Source organism: Falsiroseomonas frigidaquae (assembly GCF_012163145.1).
GTDB classification, from domain to species: Bacteria; Pseudomonadota; Alphaproteobacteria; order Acetobacterales; family Acetobacteraceae; genus Falsiroseomonas; species Falsiroseomonas frigidaquae.
This window is the reverse complement of the sequence record NZ_JAAVTX010000006.1, coordinates 499566-521846: the sequence shown is the minus strand read 5'-3', so window position 1 is coordinate 521846 and position 22281 is coordinate 499566. Positions and strand designations below refer to the sequence as shown.

The window sequence follows — 22281 nt, the reverse complement described above, 5'->3', positions numbered from 1 at the left end:
CCCCCGGCAAGCCAGGGTGCCGCCGGCGGCAACCGTCCCGCCGCAAGGCTTCCTTAAGCCGTGCGCGTCATCCTGGGCGCCAGCGGATCCCCACCCGGCCCCAACAAGCCGGGCCAGAATGAAAGGCATGATCGGAAGCATGGCGGCGGCAGCGGCAGCCAAGACGGATGCGGCGGCGGAGGGCGAAGCCCCACCGGCGAAGGGCGGCGGCAAGAAGAAGCTGCTGCTGATCCTGCTGCCTGTGCTGCTGCTGGTGGGCGGCGGCGCCGGGCTGTGGTTCAGCGGCATCCTGCCCGGCCTGCTCGGCATGGGCCCACCCCCGGTGACGGAGGAAGCTGCGGCGGCGGAAGCCGAACCCGCGCCACCGCCACGCAGCCCGCCGGCCTTCGTCGAATTGCCGGAGATCGTCTCCAACCTGAACGCGCCGGGCCGCCGCCCGGTCTTCGTGCGGCTGCGCGCCAAGCTGGAGATCAGCAAGGCGGAGGATGCCGCCCTGGTGACGGAGGCGATGCCCCGGCTGCTCGACCTGTTCCAGACCTATCTGCGGGAAGTGCGGCCGGATGAGCTGCGCGGCAGCGCCGGCACGCATCGGCTGCGGGAAGAACTGATCGCCCGCGCCACGCTGGCCGCCACGCCCGCGCGCATCACCGATGTGCTGTTCATGGAACTGCTGGTGCAATGAGCGGCCAGGGAGAAAATCCGGAAGCCGGCGGCAGCGCGGAGGAGGACGAGCTCGCCGCCGCCTGGGGCGCCTCCGTCGAGGCCGATGGCGCCGCCGCGCCGGACCCCTTCGACGATGTGGAGGCGGCGCCGGCCGCGGATGCCGCGCGGGTGCTCAATCAGGCCGAGATCGACAGCCTGCTGGGCTTCGACAACGGCCCGGCTGGCGACAGCGGCGAAAGCGGCATCGAGCGGATCATCTCCGCCGGGCTGATCGCCTACGAACGCCTGCCGATGCTGGAGATCGTCTTCGATCGCCTGGTGCGGCTGATGTCCACCACCTTGCGGAACTTCACCTCCGACAATGTGGAGATCTCGATCGATGCGATGACCTCGCTGCGCTTCGGCGACTACCTGAACTCGATCCCGCTGCCGGCCATGCTGGCGGTGTTCAAGGCGGAGCAATGGGACAATTACGGGCTGATCGTGGTCGACAGCAGCCTGATCTATTCCATCGTGGACGTGCTGCTCGGCGGCCGTCGCGGCACCGCGGCCATGCGAATCGAGGGGCGGCCCTATACCACCATCGAGCGCACGCTGGTGGAACGCCTGATCACGGTGGTGCTGGCCGATCTGCGCGCCGCCTTCGAGCCGCTGTGCCCGGTGGACTTTCGCTTCGACCGGCTGGAGGTGAACCCCCGCTTCGCCGCCATCTCCCGCCTGTCGAATGCCGCCGTGCTGGGCCGGCTACGGGTGGATATGGAGGATCGCGGCGGGCGCATCGAGATCATGCTGCCCTATGCGACGCTGGAGCCGGTGCGCGAGCTGCTGCTGCAGCAATTCATGGGCGAGCGCTTCGGCCGCGACAGCATCTGGGAAACCCACCTGGCGGAGGAACTGCGCCAGACGGATGTCTCGCTGGATGTGGTGCTGGACGAACAGACCATGCTGCTGTCGCAGGTGCTGCGGCTGAATGTCGGTGACCGCATCACCCTGTCCTCCCCCCCTGGGGCGCCGGTCCGGCTGCGCTGCGGCGATGTCGCGCTGTTCGCGGGTCAGCTCGGCCGGCGGGAGAACCGGCTGGCGGTGCGGATCGACAGCGGGCGGGAAATTCCGGCCGAAGCGGTGATGGGCCAGATCGCATGAGCATCATCGCATGAGCACCCTGGAATGGATCTCGCAGGGCGCGCTGCTGCTGCTGATGGCCATTGCCGTGCCCTTCGCCTGGCGGCTGGAACGCCAGATCAGCGCGCTGCGGCGCGAAGGCGCGGCGCTGGAAGCCGGGGCCGCCGGCATTGCGCGGGCCAGCGAGGCGGCCGAGGCGGCGCTCGCCCGGCTGCGTGCCACCGCAGAGCAGGCGGGGCGTTCCGTGGCGGAGCGGGTGGCGGTGGCGGAGCCGCTGCGCGAGGATCTGCGCTTCCTGACCGAGCGCGCGGAACAACTGGCCGATCGCCTGGATGGCCTGGTCCGCCAGGCTCGCCCGGCACCGGAGATGGCGCTCGAGGCCCCGGCGCAATCCGCCAGCTATGCCACCGCCTCAGGCCAGTCGCCGCGCAGCGAGGCGGAACGCGAATTGCTGCGTGCCCTGCGAGGCGGGCGCTGATGCCCCGCCTCAAGGCTCCCGGGCTTCGCATTCCCCCGCTTCGCGTTCCCCCGCTCCGTATCCGGCGCCTGCGCCTGATGCCGCTGGCTTTCGGCGTGATGGCGCTGCTGGCCGGCGCCAAGCTCGAGCGCATGCTGCGCGCCGGCGAGCCGATGCTGCCGATGATCACGGCGGCCCGCGCCGCGGACCCACCCCCGGCGGCACCTGCCACGCGGGCGGCCACGCCCCCGGTCGCGCCCGCGGTCCCGCCCCCGGCCGCGCCCGGGCCGACCGCCGAGCAGGCGGCGGAGCAGGCGGCCGAGCGCGCCGTGCTGGAATCGCTGCGCGCCCGCCGTGCGGCGATCGAGGCGCGCGAGGCGCAGGCCGTGGCGCGGGAGACCATGGTCGCCGCCACCGAGCGCCGCCTGGCGCAGCGGGTGGAGGAACTGGTGGCGCTGCAACGGCGGCTCGAGGCGCTGGAGCGCGAGCGCGCGGCGCGCGAGGAGGCCGGGCTGCGTGGCCTGGTGAAGCTCTACGAAGGCATGCGCCCGCGCGATGCGGCGGTGATCTTCAACGAGCTCGAAATGCCCGTGCTGGTCCGGATCATGGACCAGATGCGCGAAGCGAAGGCCGCGCCCGTGATGGGAGCCATGCTGCCCGAACGGGCGCGGTCGCTGACGGCGGAACTGGCGCGCCTGCGCGCGGCCCGCATTTCGGCACAGTGAGAGGCGCCAGGATGGCGGTGTGTGGTTAACAGGGGCGCAATGCTGATGGACAAGAACACTTCCGTTCTGATCGTGGACGACTACAAGACCATGCTGCGGATCATCCGTAACCTGCTGAAGCAGCTCGACTTCGAGAATGTCGAGGAAGCGACGGACGGGGCGGAAGCGCTGGCGAAGATGCGCGCCGGCAATTTCGGACTGGTGATCAGCGACTGGAACATGGCACCGATGACGGGCCTCGACCTGCTGAAGGAGGTCCGCGCCGATGCGCGCCTGAAATCGACGCCGTTCATCATGATCACGGCCGAGAGCAAGACGGAGAACGTGGTTGCCGCCAAGGCCGCCGGCGTCTCCAACTACATCGTGAAGCCGTTCAACGCCGAGACGCTGCGCGGCAAGATCGAAAAGGTGATGGCGAATGCCTGACGGGATTGCCCCGAATGGGGCTGACCTCGCACCGGAAGGGCAGCGCATCGAATCCGCGGTGCGCGCCGTGCTGGGCACCATGTCCGGCGACCTTTCGGTGGTCGAGGCTTCGCTGCTGGCCGAGCTTGAAGGGCTCGGCCGCACCGTGGCGCGCGCCAAGCAGGAAATCGCCTCGCTCCGCGTCGACGACATCACGCTCAGCCACATCCCCTCCGCGACGGATGAGCTGGACGCGATCGTCGGCCACACCGCGCAGGCGACAAACGAGATCCTGGACGTATGCGAGACGCTGGAGGGCGTCGCCACCCGGGTCGGCGGCGTCGAGGCGGATGCGCTGGCCACTGCCGTGACCCGTATCTATGAGGCCTGCAGCTTCCAGGACATCACCGGCCAGCGCATCGGCAAGGTGGTGACGGCGCTGAAGGCGATCGAGGCGCGGGTGGACCAGGTGGTCTCCCGCTTCGGCGGCGCCGCAGGCGCAGCCGAGCAGCACGCCCCGCCGGCGCCGGCGGACCCGGATGAGACGGAGGGCCGCCGCCTGGCGAATGGTCCGCAGCTTCCGGGCGCCGGGGTCAGCCAGGCGGATATCGACAAGCTGATGGCGGATTTCGACTGATGGCCAAACCGGGAAGGAAGCTGCCGATGCGCGGTTCGCGCGGCCTTTCCGGTGCCGCCGCCCCGGATCCGGGGATTTCGCATTTCAGGACGCTGCATCTGGGCGCGCTGCTGGTGGGAACGCTGCTGGCGGGCCCGGCCTGGGCGCAGGACCGGGTGGGCGTCCGGGTCGGCGACCATGCCAATTTCGGCCGGGTGGTCTTCGAATGGCCCGGCAACGTCACCTACCGTGTCGAACAATCCGATGGCCGCGTGGTGCTGCGCTTCACCAGCCCCGCCAACTTCGATGCGGCGGGGCTGCGCCGCCCGCCCCGCAACGTGTTCGGCGTGACCACCGCAACCGACAGCGCCGAGATCAGCCTGGCCCCCGGCGCGACGATCCGGCATTTCCGCCTCGGCAACCGCGTGGTGGTGGATGTGCTGGATCCCGGCCGCACCGAGTTCGGCGCCGTCGGCGGGCGCCCGGAGCCGGCCTCCGCAACGCGCGCCACCGCCCAGGCCACGCCGCGCCCGGCGCCATCCCGTGTCGTGCCCCGTGTGGTGGAGGGCAGCGCCCAGGCCGGCGCCCCGCCCGCGGCCCCGCCTGCCAACCCCCCTGTAAGGGCCGCCGTTGCCGTACCCGCCGGGTCGCCCTTCCAGCCGGCGACGCCGCCACCCGCCGAGGCGGCCGTCATTGTCGCCGCCGCGCCGCGCGCGCCCGTGCAGGTGGAGGTGCTGCCCGCGGCCGAAACCCAGCCACCGCCCCAGCCGGCCCCGGCGCGTGTCGCGCAACCGGCAATCGCGCAGCCGGCAGCCGCCGAACGGGCGCTCCCGGTCTCGGCGCTCCCGGTCTCGGCGCTCCCGGTCTCGGCGCTCCCGATCTCGGCGCTAGTGGTCTCGGCGCCCGCGGAACCGGCATCGGCCACCAGCCTGCCACCCGCCGAAAGCCAGCGCCCGGTGGCGGTGCGCCTGCAGCCCGGCCCGGTGATCAGCATCACCGCCCCGGCGCAGGTCGGCGCGGCGCTGTTTCGGCGGGGCGGGATCTGGATGCTGGTGCTCGACATGCCGATGCCGCTGGACCTCGCGGCGCTGCGCGGCAATCCGGCGCTGGCCGCCGCCGAGAGCACCACCGGGCCGGAGGCAACGACCCTGCGCCTGCCCGCCGCCGGCCTGGCCGCGCCCCGGCTGAGGCGGCTCGGCAATGCCTGGGTGCTGGACCAGCCGGCGCAGGAAGCCGGGCTGCGCGGCATCCTGCCCGAGATCGAGGCCGGCCCGCCCACTCGCCTGCTGCTGCGCGCCGAACACGCCGGTGGCAGTGTCTCCGTCCTCGACCCCGAGACCGGCACCGCGCTGCTGGTCGGCACCGTGCGCGGCGGGGCGGAGGCGGTGCCGCATGGCCGGCGTGCCGCCATCTTCGAATTGCTGCCGACGCGGCTCGGCGCCGCCATCCTGCCGCGCGCCGATACCGTGACCCTGCGCGCCTTGCCCGGCCGCTTCCTGGCCGGTGCCGCGCCGGGGGCGGAACTTGCGCTGGGGCCGGAAGTGCCGGGCGCCGCCGCCGCCGCCGCGTCCATGACGCGCAGCTTCGACCTGCCGGCGGAGAATCTGGCCGGGCTGCAGGAACGCGTCCGCAACGCCACCAGCGCGGTCGCCGCCGCCGCGCCGCTCAGCCGCGGGGTGCCCCGCCTGCATGTGGCGGAGGCGCTGCTGGCGCTGGGCCTGCCGCAGGAGGCGCAGGCGATGGTGATGCTGGCGCTGCGGGAGGACCCGGTGCTGGCCGAACAGCCGCGCGCCCGCGCCCTGCACGGCGCCACGGCGCTGCTGGGTGGCAGGCTGGCGGAGGCGGTGGGCCTGGATCACCCCGGCCTGCCGCAGACCGACGAGATTGCGCTGTGGCGCGCGCTGCTGGCCGCCGCCCGGGGGCAGGAGGCAGGCGCCGCCGTCGCCACCGGGCTGCCGCTGCTGCTGTCCTACCCCGCGCCGCTGCAGGCGCGGCTGGCCCCGCTGGCGGCGGAGGCGCTGGCCGTGGGCGGGCAGGGGGATGCCGCGCGCCGCCTGCTCGCCACCCGCGACCAGGACGACCCGCCGCTGGCGCTGGCCCGCGCCAGGGTGCTGGAAGCGGAAGGCGCCGTGGAGCCGGCGCTGGCCGCCTATGACCAGCTCATCCTGGGCCGGGATCGCCGGGCACGGGCCATCGCCATGCGGCGCGCCGCGGAACTGCGCCTGGCGCGCGGGCTGATCGACGCGGCCGGCGCGGCGGCGGCGCTGGAGGCGACCCTGGCCGCCTGGCGCGGCGATGCGCTGGAGACGGAGGGGCGGTCCCGCCTGGCGGAGCTGCGGATGCTGGCCGGCGATGCGCGGGGCGCCTTCGACCTGCTGCGGGAGACGGCGGCGATGTTCCCGGAACTCGCCCCCGGACTGCGCACGCGCCAGGTGGAGGCCCTGCTGGGCGCGCTGGATCGCTCGCCGCCGGTGGCCGCGGTGGTGCTGTACGACGCCCATGCCGACATGCTGCCGCCGGGCGAGGCGACCGAGCAGGCGCTGGGGTCGCTGGCCGACCGGCTGGCGGCGCTGGACCTGCTGGACCGCGCCCGCCACGTGCTGCGCGGCGCGGTGGAACGCGCCCCGGATGCGGAGGGCAAGGGCCGCATCGGCGCAAGGCTGGCCGGGCTGGCGCTGGGCGCCGGCGATGCGCGCGGCGCTCTGAAGGCGCTGGAGGAAACCGGCGATGCGCGCCTCTCGCCCGGCCTCACCCGGTCGCGCCTGCTGCTGAAGGCACGCGCCCAGGCGCGGGCCGGGGAACCGGATGAGGCGGTGGCCAGCTACCGCCAGGCCGGGCCGGCGGCGGCGGCCGAGCTCGCCGTGCTGCTGGAGGAGAAGCAGGATTGGGCCGGCGCCGCCGCGGCGCTGCGCCAGCATCTGGCCAGCGTGGCACCCCCCGCGCCGGCAGCGCTGGAGGAGGCGCAGAAGCCGATCGTGGCCCGCATCGCGGCGCTGCTGACCCTGGCGGGCGACGAATCGGGGCTGGCGGAGCTGCGCGCGGAAGAACAGGCGCGGATGTCGGACGGCCCGCTCTCCGGCACCTTCAACCTGCTCACCGGGGATCGCGTGGCCGGGCTGGCGGACCTGCCGAGACTGGAACAGGAACTGGATGTCGCGCGCGGGCTGCCCGGCAGACTGGACGGGTTGCGGGCGGAAAGCGCCGTCACACGGTGATTTTCGTGCCTCCCCCCGGGGGGGACCGGCAAAGCCGCCGGTCCCCCCCGGGGGGTGACCCGCTTTTTTTGCGGCCTTTGGTCCCGAATTCGCTTGCACCCCCCCCTGGTTTGCCCCATATGCCGCCGCCTTGACCCGATCTGCTTTGAACAGCCGCATTCCCGCGGCGAGCGATCATCCCGGTCATCTGCTGGCTGGAAGGAGCCCTTACCATGGAAGCTCTCGTCCAACTGGGGATGGTCTCGGATCTCCCGAGCGACGCCCAGAATGATGAGAACCGCTCGGCGGAAACGAAGGACTATTTTGTCCATCGCAACGGCGTGCGTTATGCGGGAACGCATCTGATCATCGACCTGTGGGGGGCGACGAATCTCGACGACCCCGACCATATCGACGCGGTGCTGCGCGAGGGTGCGCTGGCCACCGGCGCCACCATCCTGCACGGCCACTTCCACCACTTCTCTCCGAATGGTGGGGTGTCCGGCGTACTGGTGCTGGCGGAAAGCCATGTGTCGATCCACACCTGGCCGGAACGCGACTATGCGGCGCTCGACATCTTCGTCTGCGGCGACTGCGACCCCTACAAGGCGCTGCCGGCGCTGAAGAAGGGTTTTCTCGCGGAACGCGTGCAGCTTGCCGAGCACAAGCGCGGCCTTATCGGGTAGAACCCCGCCGGCCTGGCCGGAGGATACGGGGGCGGGCCGCAGGGCCCGCCCTTTTTTGCGCGCATGGGATGCAATGATGACGACCGAAAGCTGGGTGAACGAGACGCTCTACGCCGAGTGGGGGCAACGCTTCCTGGTGAAGCGCGAACTGGCGCATGTGAAGTCCGAGTTTCAGGACATCCGCATCTTCGAAAGCCACCTGCATGGCCGCGTCATGCTGCTGGATGGCGTGGTGCAGATCACGGAGGCGGATGAGTTCGTCTACCAGGAGATGCTGGCCCACGTGCCGCTGCTGGCGCATGGCGATGCCAGGCGGGTGCTGATCATCGGCGCCGGCGATGGCGGCGTGCTGCGTCGCGTCCTCCAGCACCGCACGGTGGAGAAGGCCGTGATGGTGGAGATCGATGGCGAGGTGATCCGCCTGGCGAAGGAACACCTGCCGGCGATCGGCGGCGATGCCTGGACCGACCCGCGCGCCACCGTCATCGTTGGCGATGGCATCGACCATGTCCGCAAGGCCGAAGCCGGCAGCTACGACGTGATCATCGTCGACAGCACGGACCCGATCGGCGTCGGCGAGGTGCTGTTCACCGACGAGTTCTACGCGAACTGCGCCCGCATCCTGAGCGACCGCGGCCTGGTGGTGAACCAGTGCGGCGTGCCCTTCATGCAGGCGGAGGAACTGCGCGAGACGTCGCTGCGCCGCGCGAAGGTCTTCCCCGACGTCTTCGCCTATGTCGCCGCCGTGCCGACCTATGTCGGTGGCTTCATGACGCTGGGCTGGGCGGCGAAGGATGCCGGCTGCCGCCAGGTGGATGTGGCCGAAATCCGCCGCCGCGCGGATGTGGCTGGCGTACTGGACACCACCCGCTACTGGACGCCGGAAATCCATGTCGGGGCCTTCAACCTGCCGCCCTATATCGGCATGCACCTGCCGCGCGGCTGAAAGCCCTTTCCCCTGCTCATGGAGGGGGGAGAGGGTTGGGTGAGGGGAAGCGCAGGCGCGGGAACGTGCTCGCTGTCTCGCGTGACCCCCACCCAAGCACAGGGGGCTTCCGGGCTACGCTTCCGCCGGCGGAGGCACGCGGTCGCCCGGCTGCAGGCCGCGGAGCCGGCGCTCGCAGAAGCGTTCGCTGAATACGTCGCGCAGGGAGGAGGCGATGGCGTTGCGCGCCGTCTCGAACTCCTTGCGCGCATTGGCATCATTCGCATCGGCCAGCACGCGCGCCTCGGCGGAGCGGATGGCGGCGATTTCCTCGTTCAGCCGCTTCGCCGAATCCCGCGGCAGGGCGCGGCCGGCGACATAGACCGCCTGGCTGATGCCGATCAGCGTGATGAGCTGCTCCGGCAGGGTGAAGTTCTCCAGGTCGCCGGTGCCGCTGACCACCAGGGCGATGGCGGCGAAGATGCTGAACAGCAGCGCCTGCACCCGCGTCACGTCGATCTCGCCATCCGATTCCACCAGGTCCGTCAGGCGCGGCAGCCGCGGCGTGGCGTCCAGCACCCCGGTGCCCAGCAGCCACAGCCGGTTCGCCGTGTGCATCACGGACCCTTCCGTCAGCCGCGCCAGCGTCGATCCTGTCAGCGTCACGCCGAGCAGCGTGAGCACGGAGGTGGACAGGTCCGGCATCTCCCCGGTGCGGCCCATGACGTAGGCATAGACACCGGCGAGGACGAGGGTGAACAGCAGCACCTGGAAGCGCGACAGGCTGCAATAGCCGAAGCTGTCCTGCGCGATCACCGTCGGCCGCAGCGCATAGCCGAAGGCGCCGGGCGCGCCGTCACCCAGCAGGCGGCGGGCGTGTTCATATTGCCGGACATGGATGCGCGACGCCGCCCAGGCCAGCGCCAGATAGGCCGCCAGCACCGTCAGCAGGCCCACCGCGGATGACAGCCGCAGCGTGGAGACGAACATCGGCTGCCGCGCATAGGCCCGCAGCTCCCGCCCATTGGCGCGCAGCGGGCTTGCATCCGCCTGCGTCGGGTCCAGGCAGAGAAACAGCACCACCTGCCAGGAGGATGGCCACCAGCCGCGCTCGATGGTCGGGAAAAGGGCGGAGACGGTGGTCAGGTCATCATCCGGCGAGGGCGGCAGCACGGTGCCGCGCTGCAGGTGGCTTTCGCGCAGATCGACCGGGGAGATGCCATCGGGATAGACCACCGCCTCGAAGAAGGCGTTGCGCCACTCGGCCGGGGTCAGCCAATCCGGCCGCGCCAGTGTGATCTCCAGCGTCGGCACAGCCTTGGCGGTCTGCCGCACCGGGCGCAGCGGCAGGGATGGGGCGCTGCTGTTCAGGTAGCGGGCCACATCCTCCATCACCATGAAGCCGGAACCGACGCGCCAGGGCTCGTCCCGTGGCACCGGCGCGCTGCACTGGAGGGCACGGGACAGCGCCTGTGCCTGGCCCGGTGAGGCCCACAGCATGCCGAGCAGCAGCATCGCGATCATCCCGCGCAACATGGCCCGCCCCCGCAACCCGGGCGGGACGGTGCGGCCGGCGTCGCAACCGGCGCAATGACTATTCGGTTTCGCCCGTTTCAGGGAGGCTCAGCCCGAGGCGAAGCCCTGCACCAGGCTCCCCGCGATCAGCCGCCAGCCATCGACCAGCACGAAGAAGGCCAGCTTGAATGGCAGCGCCACGATGGTCGGCGGCAGCATCATCATGCCGAGCGACATCAGCAGGCTGGCGGCCACCAGGTCGATCACCAGGAAGGGCAGGAAGACCAGGAAGCCGATCTCGAAGGCGCGGCGCAGCTCGCTGACCATGAAGGCCGGCGTCAGCACCCGCCAGGGCGCCTGCGCCGCATCGGCCACCGGCAGGTTCGCGAGATCCAGGAACAGCGCCAGGTCTGCATCGCGCACCTGGGCGGCCATGAAGCGACGGAACGGCTCGGCGGCGGCCTGCAGCCCCTCCAGCTCGCCGATCGTGCCGGCGGCCATGGGTTGCAGCCCCAGTTCCCAAGATTGCACCAGCGCCGGCTCCATCACGAACAGCGTCAGGAACAGCGCCAGCCCGATCAGCACGGGGTTGGGTGGAATGGACGGCGCACCGATTGCGCTGCGCAGCAGGGCCAGGACGATGACGATGCGGGCGAAGGCCGTCATCATCACGACCAGCGACGGCGCCAGGGACAGCAGGCCGATCAGCGCGGTGAACTGGATCAGCCGCGCCGTGGTGCCGGATTGCCCGGCGCCGAGATCGAGGCTGAGGCTCTGGCCGAGCGCCGCCCCCGGCAGCAGCAGGATGATCAGGACCAGGAGCCGGGTCACCGGCCAGTCTCCGGCAGGCGGGGCGGCTGGCCCTCCGGCGGCAGCCAGCCGAGCATCAACTCCTGTGTTCCGCCGGTTACCAGCAGCAGGCGGCGATCATCGCAGCGCAGCAGCAGCAGGCGGCGGCGGCCATCCAGTTGCAGGCTTTCCTCGATGGACAGGCGGCGGCCGAGCCGCTGGCCGATGCCGGCCGCGCGCGCCGCGCGCCCGGCCAGCAGTAGCGCCGCCAGCACCGCGAGCAGGGCGGCGACGGCGGTCAATCCGGCGGTGATGAGGCTGGCGGTCTCGGTCATCCTGTCCCCCGCGCGCCGCATCCTGCGGCGCGCCTCAACACGCGCTTCAGCCGCGCGCCACTTCCGCCGTCAGGTCGTTCACCTGGCGCAGCAGCGCCTCCAGCGCCGGGCGCAGGCTGCGGGCATCCTCCGGCCCCAGGGCGAGCACGGCTGCGCACAGCGCGGTGGCGTCGCGGTCGAGCCCCTCGAGGTCCACCCGCCGCCCGCCTTCCACCAGGGCGCGGGCGACCAGCACGGTGCCGCCCATCGATTCGATGGCGGCATGCACGGCCTCGGCATGGGTGGCGGTCTGCTGCATGGCGGCATTTGGCCAGACCGGGGTGAAGGATTCCTCAACACGCCAGCGGGGTGCGCCAGCGGCGGCGGTGCCGCGTCCGGCCCCGCCACGGAAACCCTTCCTTCATGCCCTTCGCGCCAGGATGGGCGCATGGAAGCCCTGACCGCCACACCCACCGCATCCGGCCCGGCCGGGCGTGCCGCCGCCCGCGCGGCCGGCGCCAGCCCGATGGAACTCGCCGCAAGGCGGGTGAACTGGCTCGACCGGCGGCAGGTGGTGCTGGCGCGCAACATCGCCAATGCCGACACGCCGAACTACCGGCCGCATGACCTGCTGCCCTTCGCGCGCCACCTGGCCGCGGCGCTGCCGCCGGACATGGCGCGCACCGCGCCCACGCATCTGGCGCCGCGCGGCGGCAACCGGGGCGCGGCACCGGAGGATCGGCTGGTGGCGGAGGCGGTGCCGGATGGCAATGCCGTGTCGCTGGACCGCGAGGCGGTGCGGATGGCGGAGACGGATACGGCGCATGCGCTCGCGATGGCCGTGCACCGCAGCTTCATGGGCATGTTCCGCCTGGCACTCGGCCGCCAGGGCTGAGTGGGGCGTCTGGAGGAGGACAGGTTATGGATCTCGATCGGGCGCTTCGCATCTCCGCTGCCGGCATGGCCGCGCAATCCACCCGGCTGCGGGTGGTGGCGGAAAACCTCGCCAATCGCGACAGCACGGGGGAATCCGCCGGTGCGGACCCGTATCGCCGCCGCACCGTCAGCTTCGCCAACCGGCTGGACCGCTCGCTGGGGGCGGAGGTGGTGGGCGTGTCGCGCATCGGCACCGAGCCGGGCGATTTCCCGACCCGCTTCGACCCCGCCCACCCGGCCGCCGATGCGCGCGGCTACGTCAAGCTGCCCAACGTGAACAGCGTGGTCGAGGTGATGGACATGCGGGAGGCGCAGCGCAGCTACAGCGCCAACCTCTCCGTGCTGGAGACCACGCGCGGCATGCTGACCCGCGCCATCGAGGCGCTGCGCTGATGGCCATCGGCGCGGCCCAGGCCGCGGCAGCCTATGCGCTGGCCGGGGCAGGGCCGGCGACCCCGGCCGGCGCCCAGGCGTCCGAGGGCTTCGGCGCGGCGCTGACCCGGGCCATGGAATCCGGCGTGCAGGTCGGCCGCAGCGCCGATGCGGCCTCGACGCAGGCGCTGATGGGCCAGGGCAGCGTCTCCGACGCCGTACTCAGCATCTCCCGCGCCGAGCTCGCACTGCAGACCGCCGTCTCGCTGCGCGACCGCGTGGTGGCGGCGTACCAGGAAGTCATGCGGATGCCGATCTGAGGCGTCGCGCCACCGCTCGATCGCGCCCGTAGGGCGTGGCTGCTTGGCCAGGAGGGCCGGATGTCTGAACAGGCCATGGGCCAGGCGCTGCGGGAAGCGCTGTGGGTCTCGACCCAGGTGATGGGGCCGCCACTGCTGGCAGTGCTGGCGATCGGCCTTGTCGTCTCGCTGGTGCAGGCGCTGACGCAGATCCAGGAGGCCACGCTGGCCTTCGTGCCGAAGCTGGTGATGGGCGGCGCGCTGATGCTGCTGCTCGGCCCCTTCACCACCCAGGTGATGACCGGCTGGACCGTGACGCTGTTCGACCGGATGATCCAGATCGGCGGCGCGCCGTGAACGACAGCGCACCGTGAACGACAGCGCACCATGAACGACAGCGACCTGCTGCTGCTGCAATCGCTGCCGGGCCTGGCCTTCCAGGCGGTGCTGGTCTTCGCGCGCCTTGGTGCCGCGGTGCTGCTGCTGCCCGGGCTGGGGGAGCAGGAGGTGCCGGCGACGGTTCGGCTCGGCCTCGGCCTCGCGCTGGTGGCGCTGCTGTTCACCGCCATCGCCCCCGGCCTGCCGCCGGCGCCGGAGGATGCGGCGGAGGCCACGCGGCTGCTGGCGATCGAGGTGGTGGTGGGGTTGTGGATCGGCAGCCTGGCGCGGCTGGCGCTGACCGCCTTCGCCATGGCGGGGCAGGCGATCTCGGCGCTGATCGGCCTGGGTGGGCTGCTGGTGATGGACCAGGCGCTGGGCGCGCAGGCCACCGCGCTCGGCCGCGCGCTGGGGCTGCTGGCGGTGGTGCTGGTGATGTCCAGCGGCCTGTTCGCCTGGCCGCTGCGGGCGCTGGTGGAAAGCTACGTGGTACTGCCGGCGGGCAACCCGTTTCCGGCCGGAATGGCGGTTGAGGTGGTGGCCCAGGCGGGGGCGGATAGTCTTTCGCTTGCGCTGCGGCTTGCGGCGCCCTTCGTCATCGGCGCGGTGGTGCTGAACGTGGCGCTCGGCCTGCTGGCGCGCCTGGCGCCGCAGGTGCAGACCTTCTTCGTTGCGGTGCCCGGGCAGATCCTGGCCGGGCTGGCCCTGCTCGGCCTGCTGGCGCCGCCGATGATCGCGACCTTCGCCGAGGCGCTGCGCACCAGCTTCGCCGCCCTGCCGGGGCTGCGCTGAGCCATGGCGGAAGGCGGCGAGGCGGGCGATGCCGCCGACCGGACAGAGGCCGCCACACCCAGGCGGATCGAGAAGGCGCGGGAGGACGGCCAGGTCGCCATGTCGCGGGAGGCGGTGGGCTGGGCCGCGCTGGCCGCCGCCACGCTGGCCGCGATCTACGCCCTGCCGGTAACCGGCACGGCGATGCTGCGGGCGATGCGCGCCACGCTGGAACGCGGCCACGCACTCGGGATGATGGACGCCGCGCGGGCGCTGTTCGGCCTCGGCCTGATGGCGGTGCTGCCGGTGGCGGCGGCGGCGGCGCTGGCGGCGGTGGCGGCGACGTTGCTGCAGACCGGCGGGCTGGTCTCCACCAGGATGATGGCGCCGCGGCTGGACAAGATCAGCCCCTGGGCTGGGCTGAAGCGCCTGGTGGCGCCGGAAGCGGGCATGGAGTTCCTCCGCAACCTGCTGAAGCTGGCGCTGGTGGGCGCGGCGCTGTGGTTCGCGCTGGGCGATCTGCGGGAGATCCAGGCGGCGCTGCACCAGGCGCCGGGCGGGCTGCCCGCTACCGCCGGCGCCGCGGCGCTGCGCCTGATGCTGGCCGCGTTGGTGGCCTTCGCCGGCATCGCGCTGCTCGATGTGATGTGGGTGCGCCACCGCCATTTCGGCCGTCTGCGGATGAGCAAGCAGGATCTGCGGGAGGAATCCAGGGAGTCGGAGGGCGACCCGACCATGAAGGCGCGCCGCCGGCAGATGCGCCAGGCGCAGGGCCGTCGGCGGATGATGGCGGCGGTGCCGCGCGCCGCCGTGGTGGTCACCAACCCCACCCACTACGCGGTGGCGCTCGCCTATGGCGGCGACAGCGCCGCGCCGAAAGTGGTGGCCAAGGGCGTGGACGCCATGGCCGCCCGCATCCGGGAGGTGGCGCAGCGATCTGGCGTGCCCCTGGTAGCCAACCCACCCCTAGCCCGCGCCCTGTGGCGGCTTGAGGTCGATGCCGAGATCCCGCCGGACCACTACCAGGCCGTTGCGGAAATCATCGCCTATGTCTGGCGCCAGCGTGGCGCTGCGGCACGTGATAGTTGATAGTGGGGCGAACAATGCGCGTGATGATTGCATGGATGCCCAAAGACCCGCGCCTTCCGCGGCCAGCCCCGAGGAGAGCGGCATGAGCGAGGCGCGACGCGGGTTGCAGTCGCTGCTGCGACGAACGCTTCTGCCCAGGCCGGACCCGCTGGTGCAGGCGGTGATGGAGGCCTCGGGCGCCGGCCTGGCGCTGCTTGACCAGGACGACCGCCTGACCGCCTGGAACAGCGATTTCGCCGGCCTCTGCGGCCCGATGCTGCCGCCGCGGGCGGGCCTCGCGCTGCGGCAGCTTCTGGCGCCCGAGGGGCGGGAGGAGTCGCTGGCGGCGCTGGTTGCCGGGCAGAAGCGGGTGGTGGCGTTGGCCGGCGATGGGCTGTTGCGGCTGGAGGCGCAGCGCTGCCCGCTGCCGACCCAGGACCGGCTGACCGCGCTGCGGCTAACCCGGATTTCCACCCGCCCGCCGGAACAACAGGCCGCCGCGGCCCGGCTGCAGGCGGTCGGCGCGCTGGCCGGCGGCATCGCGCATGACTTCAACAACCTGCTGACCGCCATCGCCGGCAGCGCGGAGGCGGCGCTGACGCGCGCGCCGGAAGGTGGCGCGGCGGCGGAGCTGCGCCAGGTGATGGAAAGCGCCGGCCGCGGCGCGGCGCTGGTGCGCCAGCTGCTGGCCTTCGCCCGGCAGCAGGCGTTGCGGCCGCGGGTGGTGGATCTGAATTCGGCCGTCGCCTCGATGGGGGAATTGCTGAAGCGGCTGCTCGGCAGCCGGGTGCGCCTGGCGCTGACGCTGGAGGAACCCTCCCGCCGCGTGCGGATCGACCCGACGCAGCTCGACCAGGTGATCATGAACCTGGCGCTGAACGCCCGGGACGCGATGCCGGAGGGTGGGGCGATGCGGATCGGCACCAGCCACGCGGTGGTGCTGCGGCCGGAACCGCTGGGCAGCGAGACCCTGCCCGCCGGGCGCTATGCGCTGCTGGAAGTGGCCGATAGCGGCGCCGGCATTCCGGAGGATGTGCTGCCGCGCATCTTCGACCCCTTCTTCACCACAAGGCGCGAACAGGGCGGCACCGGGCTCGGCCTGTCCACCGTGCATGGCATCGTCCGGCAATCCGGCGGCTTCATCTCCGTCGACAGCAAGAAGGGGGAGGGCACGCGCTTCCGCATCTGGCTGCCGCGGCATGAGGGGCCGGCCGATCCGCCGGTGTCGACGGCCATGGTGGCACCGCCGGGCCCGGCCGCGCCCGTCGCGCCGCCGCTGCCCGCCCCGGCCAGCTACGGCAGCGCCCCGGTGCTGCTGGTGGAGGATGAGGTGCCGCTGCTGCGGCTGGCCGAGCGCGCGCTGCGCCGCGCCGGCTTCGAGGTGATGAGCGCCGGCTGCGCGGAGGAGGCGCTGGAGATGCTGGAACGCGGCGCGCCGCCGCCGCTGGCCCTGGTCTCCGACGTGGTCATGCCCGGCATGGACGGGCTGGAACTGGCGGCCCGGCTGCGCAAGACCTGGCCGGACCTGCCGGTGCTGCTGGTCTCCGGCTATGCCGAGGCGGCGCTGGGCCGGGACCTGACGGCGGAGCGAATCAGGCTGCTCGCCAAGCCCTACAGCCTGGGCGCACTGGTGGCGGAGCTGCGGGGGATCCTGCCGGCGAATGCGGTAAAAGTTTCCTAAATGTTCTTGTCGGAATCGCTCGCCCGCGCGATATTCCGCTCAGCAGGCCGGGTGGGCCGCAGCGCGCCTTTCGGGTGCGCCGCACGGTTCTTCCAGCCAGGGGATTGACCGGTGGGTGGTAGACCTGCCTCAATTTCACCCATAGGTTGAGATCGGATTTCGGGAGAGCGAGCCGCATGGACAAGACCAAGGCTCTGGATGCCGCACTGAGCCAGATCGAACGCGCCTTCGGCAAGGGCTCGATCATGCGGATGGGCAACAAGGCCGCGCTGGATGAGGTGGAGGTGATCTCCACCGGCTCGCTCGGGCTGGACTTGGCGCTCGGCATCGGCGGCGTGCCCAAGGGGCGGATCATCGAGGTCTATGGCCCGGAAAGCTCGGGCAAGACCACGCTGGCGCTGCACATGATCGCGGAAGCGCAGAAGAAGGGCGGCACCTGCGCCTTCATCGACGCGGAGCACGCGCTGGACCCTGGCTACGCCAAGAAGCTGGGTGTGGATATCGAGAACCTGCTGATCAGCCAGCCTGACGCCGGCGAGCAGGCGCTTGAGATCTGCGACACGCTGGTGCGCTCGGGCGCCATCGACGTGCTGGTGGTGGATAGCGTGGCCGCGCTGGTGCCGCGGGCGGAACTGGAGGGCGAGATGGGTGACACCCATGTCGGCCTGCATGCCCGCCTGATGTCCCAGGCGCTGCGCAAGCTGACGGGCAGCGTCTCCCGCTCCAACACCCTGCTGGTCTTCCTGAACCAGATCCGCCTGAAGATCGGCGTGATGTTCGGCAATCCGGAGACCACCACGGGCGGTAATGCGCTGAAGTTCTACGCCTCCATCCGGCTTGAGATCCGCCGGATCGGCGCCATCAAGGACCGCGACACCACGACGGGCAACCAGACCCGTGTGAAGGTGGTGAAGAACAAGATGGCGCCGCCGTTCCGGCAGATCGAATTCGACATCATGTATGGCGAGGGCATCTCCAAGGTCGGCGAGCTGATCGACCTCGGCGTGAAGGCCGGCATCGTCGAGAAGTCGGGCGCCTGGTTCAGCTGCGACAGCCAGCGGATCGGCCAGGGGCGGGAGAACGCCAAGCAGTTCCTGCGCGACAATCCGGCGATGGCGGAAAGCGTCGAGAAGCGCATCCGTGACCAGGCCAGCGGCCTGGCCAGCACCATGCTGGCAGGCGAGGGCGAGGAGGCGGCGGCGGCCGAGTAGGGAACCAAACGGCGCGGGTGCGTTGCATGGCGGTAATCACATGGAAAGGTTACCCGCATGATCCGCACCCTGCCTGCCGCCCTCCTCGCCTTCAGCCTGATCCTGCCGGCCTTCCCCGCCGCGGCCGATGACGACACCTGCCGCGGGCCCTTCACCCGCGCCCAGGCGGAAGACGTCGCGCGCGGCGCCGGCATGGTCCGCATCACCGATGTGGATTGCGACGACGACGAATGGGAGATCGAGGGCCGCGATGCCCAGGATCGCGAGATGGAAGTGGAGATTTCCGCGCTCGATGGTCGCGTCCTGGAGATTGAACGCGACGACTGAGCCAGTTGATACCCCGGGGCGGGCCACGCGCCCGCTTCCGGTTTGGCGTATTCTGCTCTAACGATCGCGGCCCCTTGCGAGACATGCCGAGTCCATGAGCAGCAGCAACGATATCCGCGCCACCTTCCTGGATTATTTCCGGCGCAACGGGCACGAAGTGGTGGAAAGCTCCCCCCTCGTGCCGCGCAACGACCCGACGCTGATGTTCGCCAACAGCGGCATGGTCCAGTTCAAGAACGTCTTTACGGGTCAGGAAAAGCGTTCCTACCAGCGCGCGACAACCGCCCAGAAGTGCGTGCGCGCCGGCGGCAAGCATAATGACCTGGACAACGTCGGTTATACTGCCCGGCACCATACCTTCTTCGAGATGCTGGGCAATTTCAGCTTCGGTGACTACTTCAAGGAACAGGCGATCGAGCATGCCTGGACCCTGCTGACCCGTGATTTCGGCCTGCCCAAGGACAAGCTGCTGGTCACCGTCTACTCCGAGGATGAGGAGGCGCCGGTCTACTGGAAGAAGGTGGCCGGCCTGCCGGACAGCCGCATCATCCGCATCCCGACCTCCGACAATTTCTGGCGCATGGGCGATACCGGCCCCTGCGGCCCGTGTTCCGAGATCTTCTTCGACCATGGCGACAAGATCCCCGGCGGGCCGCCCGGCAGCCCGGATGAGGATGGCGACCGGTTCATCGAGATCTGGAACCTGGTCTTCATGCAGTATGAGGAAGGCCCGCCCGGCACCCGCGTGCCGCTGCCGCGCCCCTCGATCGACACAGGCATGGGGCTGGAGCGCTTCGCGGCGATCCTGCAGGGCAAGCACGACAATTACGACACGGACACGCTGCGCGCCCTGATCCTGGCGAGCGCCGAGGCCACCGGCCAGGAGCCGGACGGCCAATGGAAGACCAGCCATCGCGTGGTCGCCGACCATCTGCGCGCCGGCACCTTCCTGATGGCCGATGGCGTGCTGCCCAGCAATGAGGGCCGCGGCTATGTGCTGCGCCGCATCCTGCGCCGCGCCATGCGCCACGCCCACATGATGGGCGCGCGGGAGCCGTTGCTGCACCGCCTGGTGCCGGCGCTGACCCGGCAGATGGGCGCGGCCTACCCGGAAATCCTGCGCGCCGAATCCCTGGTGGTGGAGACGCTGCGGCTGGAGGAGACGCGGTTCCGGTCGCTGCTGGAACGCGGCCTCGGCCTGCTGGCCGAGGAATCGGGCAAGCTGGGTGACAAGGGCACGCTGCCCGGCGAGGTCGCCTTCAAGCTGTATGACACCTATGGCTTCCCCCTCGACCTGACGCAGGACGCGCTGCGTGGCGAGGGCAAGTCCGTGGACACGGAAGGCTTCGCCGCCGCCATGGCCGAGCAGAAGCAGCGCGCCCGCGCCGCCTGGGCCGGATCGGGCGAGGCGGCGACGGAAACCCAGTGGTTCGACCTGAAGGAGAAGCTCGGCGCCTCCGAATTCCTCGGCTACTCGACCGAGAGCGCGGAGGGGTCGATCCTCGCCATCCTGGTGGACGGCAAGCCGGTGGAAAGCGCCGGCCCGGGCACCGAAGTGGCCGTGCTGCTGAACCAGACGCCCTTCTATGCCGAAAGCGGCGGCCAGGTGGGCGATGCCGGGCTGATCTCCGCCGGCGAGGCCTGCCGGATCGTGGTGCGCGATACGCAGAAGAAGCTCGGCGAGCTCTTCGTGCATTACGGCGTGGTGGCGCATGGCGAGGCGAAGCTGGGCCTGCCGGTGGTGGCCGAGGTCGACCACACCCGCCGCGGCACCATCCGCGCGCATCACTCCGCGACGCACCTGCTGCATGAGGCGCTGCGCCGCCGGCTCGGCACGCATGTCTCGCAGAAGGGCTCGCTGAACGCGCCGGACCGCCTGCGCTTCGACGTCTCCCAGCCCACGCCGATGACCGATGACGACCTCGCCTGGGTCGAGACCGAGGTGAACGCTCGCATTCGCGAGAATGCCGAGGTGGTGACAAGGCTGATGACGCCGGAACAGGCGGTGGCCGTGGGCGCCATGGCGCTGTTCGGGGAGAAGTATGGCGACGAGGTCCGCGTGGTCTCGATGGGCCACGACCCGCAGGCGGTGGAGCGCCATGGCGTCTATTCGCTGGAGCTGTGCGGCGGCACACATGTGAAGCGCACCGGCGATATTGGCCTGTTCCGCATCGTCTCCGAAGGCGCCGTCGCGGCCGGCATCCGGCGCGTCGAGGCAGTGACCGGGGAAGCCGCGATGAAGCTGCTGGAGGAGCGCGACCGGCAGCTCATCCAGGCCGCCGCCGTGCTGAAGGCGCGCCCGGCCGAGCTGGCCGACCGCATCACCAGCCTGCTTGAGGACCGCAAGAAGCTGGAGCGCGAGGTCTCCGACCTGCGCAAGAAGCTGGCGACGGGTGGCGCGGCGGCGGAGGTCGAAGAGATCGCCGGCCTGCGCGTGGCGCTGCGCGAGTTGGGCGAGATGCCACCGCGCGACCTGAAGGGCGTGGTCGAGGCCATCCTGCAATCCGGCACCGCCGATGTGGTGGCGGTGGTCGCGACGGCCGAGGGCAAGGCCAGCGTCTTCGTCGGCATCGGCGAGGCGGCGAAGGGCAGGACGGATGCCGTGACGCTGGTGCGCGCCGCGAGTGCGGCGATCGGCGGCAAGGGCGGCGGCGGCAAGCCGGACATGGCCCAGGCCGGTGGCCCGGATGCGGCCAAGGCAGCGGACGCCCTGGCGGCGGTGCGGGCGGCGCTGGCGGGGTGAGGGCCCGCGCCCTCGGCTTCGCGCCCGGCATCTTCGCCCCCGGCCCGCTGAACGCCATCACCGACGTGGCCGGCATCCGTGTCGGCCAGGTCACGGTGATGGAGGGTGAGGCGACGCGAACCGGCGTCACCGCCATCCTGCCCCATGTCGGCAACCCCTTCGCGGATCGTGTCCCGGCGGGCCTGTTTGCCATGAATGGCTACGGCAAGATGGCCGGCGTCACGCAGGTGCAGGAACTCGGCGAGCTGGAAACGCCGATCCTGCTGACCAACACTCTCGCCGTGGGGCGAGCGGTGGAGGCGCTGGTGGATTGGACTCTGGCGCAGCCGGGGAATGAGGCGGTGCGCTCCGTCAACGCCGTGGTGGGCGAGACCAATGACGGCCGCCTGAACGACATCCGCGCCCGCGGCGTCACCCATCAGCACATGCTGGATGCGCTGGCCGCGGCTGCCGAAGGGCCGGTGGCGGAAGGCTGCGTCGGCGCCGGGACCGGTACCATGGCCTTCGGCTGGAAGGGCGGGATCGGCACTTCCTCCCGCCTCCTGCCCACCGCGCTGGGTGGGTGGATGGTGGGTGTGCTGGTCCAGGCGAATTACGGCGGCGCGCTGGTGATGGACGGGTTGTCCGTCGGGCGGCATTTGAAAAAATACTACCTGGCGGAGCATGCGGCGGAGCAGGCGGATGCGGATGGCTCCGTCATGGTCGTGGTGGCCACCGACGCGCCGCTATCCGACCGCAACCTGCAGCGCCTGGCGCGGCGGGCCATGGGCGGCATCGCGCGCACCGGCGCGGCCTTTTCGGATGGCTCCGGCGACTATGCGCTGGCCTTCGCGACGCATGAGGCGGTGCGGCGAGGCCCGGGTCGCGGCGCCACGCTGGACTGGCCGAATGAGCGCATGTCGCCGCTGTTCGTCGCCGCGGCGGAAGCGACGGAGGAGGCGGTGCTGAACGCGCTGACCATGGCGACCACCGTGGAAAGCCGGCTCGGGGGGCGCCGCTTGGTCGGGCGGGCGCTGCCGCTGGACCAGGTGTCGGCGCTGCGCCGCACTTAACAATTCGCGAAGGCTTGTCGGGCAATCTGCCT

General features: G+C 71.3%; 24 protein-coding genes. 20 read left to right on the top strand and 4 right to left on the bottom strand.

The window, feature by feature from the left end:
* Positions 1 to 127 precede the first annotated feature (127 nt).
* From HB662_RS22015 to speE, 9 genes are all read left to right on the top strand, one after another.
* The gene (locus HB662_RS22015) at positions 128 to 682 is read left to right on the top strand and encodes a flagellar basal body-associated FliL family protein (protein ID WP_245185801.1); all 555 of its coding nucleotides are present in this window, start codon (positions 128 to 130) and stop codon (positions 680 to 682) included.
* Entirely contained in the window at positions 679 to 1806 is a 1128-nt protein-coding gene (fliM, locus tag HB662_RS22010) for a flagellar motor switch protein FliM (protein WP_168052815.1), read from the top strand. Before HB662_RS22015 ends, fliM begins: the two co-directional genes overlap by 4 nt.
* Before the next feature lie 10 nt (positions 1807 to 1816).
* Complete coding sequence (locus tag HB662_RS22005; protein ID WP_168052813.1) at positions 1817 to 2263, top strand: DUF6468 domain-containing protein; 447 nt, start codon at positions 1817 to 1819, stop codon at positions 2261 to 2263.
* A 77-nt stretch (positions 2264 to 2340) separates the two neighbouring features.
* Complete coding sequence (locus HB662_RS22000; RefSeq protein ID WP_168052811.1) at positions 2341 to 2967, top strand: MotE family protein; 627 nt, start codon at positions 2341 to 2343, stop codon at positions 2965 to 2967.
* Between the two features lie 45 nt (positions 2968 to 3012).
* Positions 3013 to 3393, top strand: a complete 381-nt coding sequence (locus HB662_RS21995; protein WP_437168553.1) for a response regulator — start codon at positions 3013 to 3015, stop codon at positions 3391 to 3393.
* The gene (locus tag HB662_RS21990; RefSeq protein ID WP_168052807.1) at positions 3386 to 4009 is read left to right on the top strand and encodes a protein phosphatase CheZ; all 624 of its coding nucleotides are present in this window, start codon (positions 3386 to 3388) and stop codon (positions 4007 to 4009) included. The genes HB662_RS21995 and HB662_RS21990 overlap by 8 nt, the downstream gene beginning before the upstream one ends.
* 26 nt (positions 4010 to 4035) lie before the next feature.
* Positions 4036 to 7203 carry a tetratricopeptide repeat protein gene (locus HB662_RS21985; RefSeq protein WP_168052806.1) on the top strand — a complete coding sequence of 1056 codons (3168 nt, stop codon included), beginning with the start codon at positions 4036 to 4038 and terminating at the stop codon, positions 7201 to 7203.
* Positions 7204 to 7415: 212 nt separating this feature from the next.
* Positions 7416 to 7868 carry an adenosylmethionine decarboxylase gene (gene speD, locus HB662_RS21980; RefSeq protein ID WP_168052804.1) on the top strand — a complete coding sequence of 151 codons (453 nt, stop codon included), beginning with the start codon at positions 7416 to 7418 and terminating at the stop codon, positions 7866 to 7868.
* A 76-nt stretch (positions 7869 to 7944) separates the two neighbouring features.
* Positions 7945 to 8814, top strand: coding sequence for a polyamine aminopropyltransferase (speE, locus tag HB662_RS21975; protein WP_168052802.1), 870 nt, complete (start codon positions 7945 to 7947; stop codon positions 8812 to 8814).
* 114 nt (positions 8815 to 8928) lie between these two features.
* Here the strand turns inward: speE and HB662_RS21970 are convergent, their stop codons facing one another.
* From HB662_RS21970 to HB662_RS21955, 4 genes are all read right to left on the bottom strand, one after another.
* On the bottom strand, positions 8929 to 10329 hold the full coding sequence (locus HB662_RS21970) for a hypothetical protein (RefSeq protein ID WP_168052800.1): 1401 nt from the start codon (positions 10327 to 10329) through the stop codon (positions 8929 to 8931).
* A gap of 87 nt (positions 10330 to 10416) precedes the next feature.
* On the bottom strand, positions 10417 to 11139 hold the full coding sequence (gene fliP, locus HB662_RS21965) for a flagellar type III secretion system pore protein FliP (protein ID WP_168052798.1): 723 nt from the start codon (positions 11137 to 11139) through the stop codon (positions 10417 to 10419).
* Positions 11136 to 11432 (bottom strand): flagellar biosynthetic protein FliO, encoded by a 297-nt coding sequence (locus HB662_RS21960; protein ID WP_168052796.1) that lies wholly within the window; start codon positions 11430 to 11432, stop codon positions 11136 to 11138. The genes fliP and HB662_RS21960 overlap by 4 nt, the downstream gene beginning before the upstream one ends.
* A 46-nt stretch (positions 11433 to 11478) precedes the next feature.
* Positions 11479 to 11730 carry a hypothetical protein gene (locus HB662_RS21955; protein ID WP_168052794.1) on the bottom strand — a complete coding sequence of 84 codons (252 nt, stop codon included), beginning with the start codon at positions 11728 to 11730 and terminating at the stop codon, positions 11479 to 11481.
* 129 nt (positions 11731 to 11859) lie between these two features.
* Here HB662_RS21955 and HB662_RS21950 point away from each other — a divergent pair, with 129 nt between their 5' ends.
* From HB662_RS21950 to HB662_RS21900, 11 genes are all read left to right on the top strand, one after another.
* Positions 11860 to 12306, top strand: a complete 447-nt coding sequence (locus HB662_RS21950; protein ID WP_245185800.1) for a flagellar basal body rod protein FlgB — start codon at positions 11860 to 11862, stop codon at positions 12304 to 12306.
* Positions 12307 to 12332: 26 nt separating this feature from the next.
* On the top strand, positions 12333 to 12740 hold the full coding sequence (gene flgC, locus HB662_RS21945) for a flagellar basal body rod protein FlgC (protein WP_168052792.1): 408 nt from the start codon (positions 12333 to 12335) through the stop codon (positions 12738 to 12740).
* Positions 12740 to 13039 (top strand): flagellar hook-basal body complex protein FliE, encoded by a 300-nt coding sequence (locus tag HB662_RS21940; protein ID WP_168052790.1) that lies wholly within the window; start codon positions 12740 to 12742, stop codon positions 13037 to 13039. The genes flgC and HB662_RS21940 overlap by 1 nt, the downstream gene beginning before the upstream one ends.
* A gap of 60 nt (positions 13040 to 13099) precedes the next feature.
* Entirely contained in the window at positions 13100 to 13375 is a 276-nt protein-coding gene (locus HB662_RS29805; RefSeq protein ID WP_168052788.1) for a flagellar biosynthetic protein FliQ, read from the top strand.
* 30 nt (positions 13376 to 13405) lie between these two features.
* Complete coding sequence (locus HB662_RS21930; protein ID WP_168052786.1) at positions 13406 to 14188, top strand: flagellar biosynthetic protein FliR; 783 nt, start codon at positions 13406 to 13408, stop codon at positions 14186 to 14188.
* Positions 14189 to 14191: 3 nt separating this feature from the next.
* Complete coding sequence (locus HB662_RS21925) at positions 14192 to 15256, top strand: EscU/YscU/HrcU family type III secretion system export apparatus switch protein (protein WP_168052784.1); 1065 nt, start codon at positions 14192 to 14194, stop codon at positions 15254 to 15256.
* Between the two features lie 82 nt (positions 15257 to 15338).
* Positions 15339 to 16916 carry an ATP-binding protein gene (locus HB662_RS21920; RefSeq protein WP_209443410.1) on the top strand — a complete coding sequence of 526 codons (1578 nt, stop codon included), beginning with the start codon at positions 15339 to 15341 and terminating at the stop codon, positions 16914 to 16916.
* 176 nt (positions 16917 to 17092) lie between these two features.
* On the top strand, positions 17093 to 18127 hold the full coding sequence (gene recA / locus HB662_RS21915; RefSeq protein ID WP_168052782.1) for a recombinase RecA: 1035 nt from the start codon (positions 17093 to 17095) through the stop codon (positions 18125 to 18127).
* Between the two features lie 57 nt (positions 18128 to 18184).
* Positions 18185 to 18454: a PepSY domain-containing protein gene (locus HB662_RS21910; protein ID WP_168052780.1), complete on the top strand. Its 270-nt coding sequence runs from the start codon at positions 18185 to 18187 to the stop codon at positions 18452 to 18454.
* A 94-nt stretch (positions 18455 to 18548) separates the two neighbouring features.
* On the top strand, positions 18549 to 21197 hold the full coding sequence (gene alaS, locus HB662_RS21905) for an alanine--tRNA ligase (protein WP_168052778.1): 2649 nt from the start codon (positions 18549 to 18551) through the stop codon (positions 21195 to 21197).
* Positions 21194 to 22249, top strand: a complete 1056-nt coding sequence (locus tag HB662_RS21900) for a P1 family peptidase (protein WP_168052776.1) — start codon at positions 21194 to 21196, stop codon at positions 22247 to 22249. The genes alaS and HB662_RS21900 overlap by 4 nt, the downstream gene beginning before the upstream one ends.
* Positions 22250 to 22281: the final 32 nt, after the last annotated feature.